The organism is Candidatus Jettenia sp. AMX1, from assembly GCF_030263775.1.
In the GTDB taxonomy this organism is placed as follows: domain Bacteria; phylum Planctomycetota; class Brocadiia; order Brocadiales; family Brocadiaceae; genus Jettenia; species Jettenia caeni.
In genome coordinates this window covers 1-4,689 of sequence record NZ_SZPP01000085.1, presented here as the reverse complement: position 1 = coordinate 4,689, position 4,689 = coordinate 1, and the positions used below count along the sequence as shown (strand labels likewise).

At 39.8% G+C, this 4,689-nt stretch carries 3 protein-coding genes; all 3 read left to right on the top strand.

What is annotated here, in order from left to right; translation table 11 throughout:
* Positions 1–366 precede the first annotated feature (366 nt).
* Positions 367–1,980 carry a multiheme c-type cytochrome gene (locus FBQ94_RS17170; protein WP_007222832.1) on the top strand — a complete coding sequence of 538 codons (1,614 nt, stop codon included), beginning with the start codon at positions 367–369 and terminating at the stop codon, positions 1,978–1,980.
* A 197-nt stretch (positions 1,981–2,177) separates the two neighbouring features.
* Positions 2,178–3,350 carry a tryptophan synthase subunit beta gene (gene trpB, locus FBQ94_RS17165; RefSeq protein WP_352247028.1) on the top strand — a complete coding sequence of 391 codons (1,173 nt, stop codon included), beginning with the start codon at positions 2,178–2,180 and terminating at the stop codon, positions 3,348–3,350.
* 74 nt (positions 3,351–3,424) lie between these two features.
* Positions 3,425–4,228 carry a tryptophan synthase subunit alpha gene (gene trpA, locus FBQ94_RS17160; protein ID WP_007222830.1) on the top strand — a complete coding sequence of 268 codons (804 nt, stop codon included), beginning with the start codon at positions 3,425–3,427 and terminating at the stop codon, positions 4,226–4,228.
* The last annotated feature ends 461 nt before the right edge of the window (positions 4,229–4,689 follow it).

Sequence of the window (4,689 nt, the reverse complement as noted above, 5' to 3'; positions counted from 1 at the left end):
CCGTGAGGACGCAGAGAGAGAAGTCAACAATACAAGAGCTGGGTTCTGTGGGCTCTCCCACTACCCAGCTCTTGCTGTTTCAGGAATGTATTAAGAATTGAATACAATAAAAAAATGATTTGAAAAGTAAGTAACTTCAGGAAAAATCGCTTGACAAGATCTACTATATATGTATAATGGGAAAGCTTTTTATTATCTTATGGTTTAGTAATTAACCTTCAGCAATCATTAGTGGTAGAAAGTTTGGAAGGGGGGTGGTTTGGTAGCATAAAAACTTGTTGCGCCTATGGTTAACGGTAATTATTACAGAAGTTATAGCGATAAATTGTGGTTTAAAAGCTTGTTATGAAGAAAGGAGAAGGTGTAATGCTTGAAACATTAAAGAAACCATTGTCCAGGGTTGCGGGATTAGCTCTTGCTGTAGCAGGGGTAACATTCCTGACGTGTACCGTGGGAAATGGTATAGCTAGGGCTGAAGGGCCTACATTCCAGGACGTAGCATCACAGGTATTTGGCCAACCCGTAGGTCCTGATAATGACGGGACACTGTATATATTCGGGTTGACGGCAAAATATACACAACCAGAATATGTTGAAGGAAGAGGTCCATATAAATCATTCTTGAAATTCTTACCATCAATTCGTTGGTACGATCCAGAACATTATTGGACACCAGGCAGTCAAAATGAAGGTGTTTTTAAGAATGAAGAATGTGTTCTTTGTCATACTGTTCAGACTCCTACTATCGTGAAAGATTGGAAGAAGAGTGCTCATGGAAACCTAGAGATGAGAAGGGGCCTCGGTATAAAAGGGAAAGATGGAAAGCCTGTTGAAGGTGCAGTTGGTTGTGACGTATGTCATGGTAACGATCACCAAAAGCTTTTCATGCCTACCTACAAGCACTGCGGTGAGTGTCATCCGAAGGAAACTTCAGAGCATAGATCAGGTGGCTTAGGTTCTCATACCCATGCGTTTACGGTAAACGTATTGGAATTCTCATGGCATGTTGGAAAGCCTGCTGAAGAAGTTGCAGGGTGTGCAGAATGCCATGCCATTGCTGAAAACAGATGCGACGGATGTCATACAAGACACGTATTTAGCCCTGCAGAAGCAAGAAAACCAACTGCCTGCAGATTTTGTCATATGGGTATCGACCATGATGAATGGGCAATGTACAACACCTCGATTCATGGTTGCTTGTATGAAGCTGAATCAGCAACTATGGACTGGAGCAAACCATCAAAGAAAGGGAACTACAGGGTTCCGACATGCGCCTACTGCCATATGCAGGATGGAAACCACAACCCGCAACAGTTTGGTACCATCTATAGCGATATGGGCATGTTCCAGGTTGACAGAGGAGCTCCAAGACACAAGGCTAAGAGAGATGCTTGGATAAAGAAATGCCAGGATTGCCATTCTCCCCGCTTTGCAGCAGATAAGTTGAAAGAGATGGATGCTGGTGTCAACTTGAGCTTTACTAAATGGAGAGAAGCCGCTGCAGTTATAGTAGGTTGCTTCTTGGATGGCGTTGTAGATCCTATGCCAGAAGGCTCACCACCAGACTGGTATGGTCACTATACTTTTAGCTTGTTACCAGGTGGAGATCCAAGGTTCTATGCTACATCAAACTTGGAGCGTTTGGGATTAGAAATGATTTGCTATCTGACAGGCAACGTTTATAAGGCTTATGCTCATATGTCAATGTACAACCAGACATATGGAAACGGTAGCGCTTTCGAGCAGGATAGGAAGTTGATTGAGATTAAAACGGAAGCAGCTAAGCTGAGAAGGTTTGCCGCTATCGAAAAGAAGATCGGTTTGGAACACAAATCAGAAGCATTCTGGCAGCATGGTGAATATTTAGATTTACTCCCGGGTTGGAAGAGAAAACCAGGCGATGTAGATGTTGAATGGTTCAAGAGGACTGATATTCCTCACCGTGCAAACGCAGATGCTGGTGTTGAAGTACACCACTAAGCTGTGAAAATTGTTGTAAGATTTAAGATTTAGTTGTAAATTGCGATGAGGGTAGCAGAGCACTATTTGCTACCCTCATTGTGTTTCTACTTTATCTAATAAAAGATATGGGAGTGTTAATTATGGGATCAACAGTAGTAAAATCTAAACTATTGCGAAATTTAATAATGCCTGAAGAAATAAACTTACCTGATACTATGGGGCATTTTGGTCGTTTTGGTGGAAAATTCGTTCCTGAGACTATAATGCCTGCTCTAGAAGAACTAGAAAAAGCTTATGTAGAAGCAAGAAACGATCCGGCTTTTCAGGCTGAGTTGGATTATTATTTGAAAGAGTATGTCGGACGACCATCAGTGCTTTATTATGCTGAAAGATTGACAAAAAAATTGGGGGGTGCGAAGATATACTTAAAAAGAGAAGATCTGAACCATACCGGTGCACATAAAATAAACAACACCATTGGACAAATACTGCTTGCAAAAAGAATGGGCAAGAAAAGGATCATTGCTGAGACAGGTGCTGGACAACACGGGGTTGCAACGGCTACGGCTGCTGCAATGTTTGGGATAGAGTGTGATGTATATATGGGTGAAGAAGATATGAGACGTCAAGCGCTGAACGTCTTTCGCATGAAATTGTTAGGGACGCGTGTGATACCGGTAACTAGTGGTTCGAAGACTTTGAAAGATGCTACAAATGAAGCATTTAGAGATTGGATGGCTTCGGTAAGATATACTCATTATATTTTAGGATCGGTTGTTGGCCCACATCCCTACCCTATGATGGTAAGAAATTTTCAAACGGTTATTGGTAAGGAAGTAAAAAGCCAGATATTGGAGAAGGAAAATAGATTACCTGATTATCTTATTGCTTGTGTTGGAGGTGGTAGTAATTCCATGGGGTTGTTCCACCCCTTTATTGAAGATAGAGAAGTAAAGATGATCGGTGTTGAAGCCGGAGGGCTTGGACCTGAAATTGGTCAGCACGCATCAACGCTTACAAGTGGTAAAATAGGTATTTTGCACGGAAGTGCAAGCTATGTATTACAAGATGATGATGGTCAAACATTGCCAGTCCACTCAATTTCCGCCGGTTTAGATTATCCAGGTGTTGGACCGGAACATAGTTATTTAAAAGATATTGGAAGAGCGGAATATGTTTCCATTACCGATACTGAAGCAGTAAATGCCTTCCAGGAATGTGCGCGATTAGAAGGGATTATCCCCGCTCTTGAAGCATCACATGCGATTGCATATGCAATGAAATTTGCTCCAACGTTAAGTAGTGATAAGCTGATTGTTATATGCTTGTCAGGTAGTGGTGATAAAGATTCCTTTGAGGTTGCAAAAAAATTAGGATATACCATTTGATTTGGTATCGATAAAAATGTTATTGAGAAAGATTTTCAAGAGATAGTATTTTGACATTTTCTGAACGGATTTTCATGAATAGAATTGATAAAAAATTTCGGGAATTAAAGAACAAAAAAAAGCCTGCTTTTATACCATTTATTACAGCAGGAGATCCAGACTTGCAAACTACAAAAGCCTTGATTCTTGAATTTGAGAAGAGAGGTGCAGATATCATTGAACTCGGCATTCCATTTTCTGATCCTATTGCGGATGGCCCTATTATTCAAGCTTCTTACTATCGGGCATTAGTTAAAGGGTTGAAAGTTGCACAAATACTGGATATGGTTTCAAAACTTCGAAATGAGTCTGAAATACCTATTGTCTCAATGGTGTCCTATAGTACCGTCTTTAAGGGAGGGTGTCAGGTTTTTATTGAAAAGGCGTGTAAGGCAGGATTAGATGGTTTAACTATTCCTGATTTACCTGTAGAAGAAAATAATGAAATTTTTCAGGTTGCAAAAGAAAAGGATTTTAAAATTGTTTGCTTTATTGCCCCAACAACGACAGATCAGCGCAAAATTTTAATTACCCAGAAATCACAAGGCTTTTTATATTATATCTCTGTAGTAGGTATAACGGGTGTAAGAGATAAAATACCGGAAGATGTTCTTCAAAATATTAAAAGCTTAAAGCAAATTACTGATACCCCAATTAGTGTTGGTTTTGGTGTATCTACACCGGATCATGCAAAGACAATTGGGAAAGCGGCAGACGGTGTTATTGTAGGGAGCGCTATTATAAGAGAAGTTGAAAAATACACAAATGAACCTTTTGAAAAATTAGTGACGAAGGTTGGAGAATTTGTAGGAGAACTTGTTTTGGGAGCAAAAGGGTAAATTTTATAGTAATATTAAGACCTGTATCTAATTCGGTTTTGTATCATAAAAATAGGCATTCAGGCAGTCATCATCGACATTGAAAAATTACAAAATAATTAACTTTTTATATTGACTTAAGTAGTAGAATAAGTATAATGGCCTTTCTGCCATTATAGGATCAGTTTTGATAAGTGAATAGGGTATGACGTATCTTGTCTTGTAATAAGTTGAAAATTTGAAAGGGGGTGGTCTACAAGAGTCAGCGATGAGGTTGTTATATTATAATGCAATCGAGTGGCGATTGTGGAGTACAAATTATGAGAAAGGAGGAGAGTTTTAGTATCATGCGTAATTTTCTAAAAGTAACATTAATGTCAGCGTTAATAGGTTGCGGGGCGATGGGAGCTGCATCCAGTCTCATGCTGAAAGAAGCAAAGGCAGTAGAAATTATCACCCACTGGGTACCTCATGAAGTATAT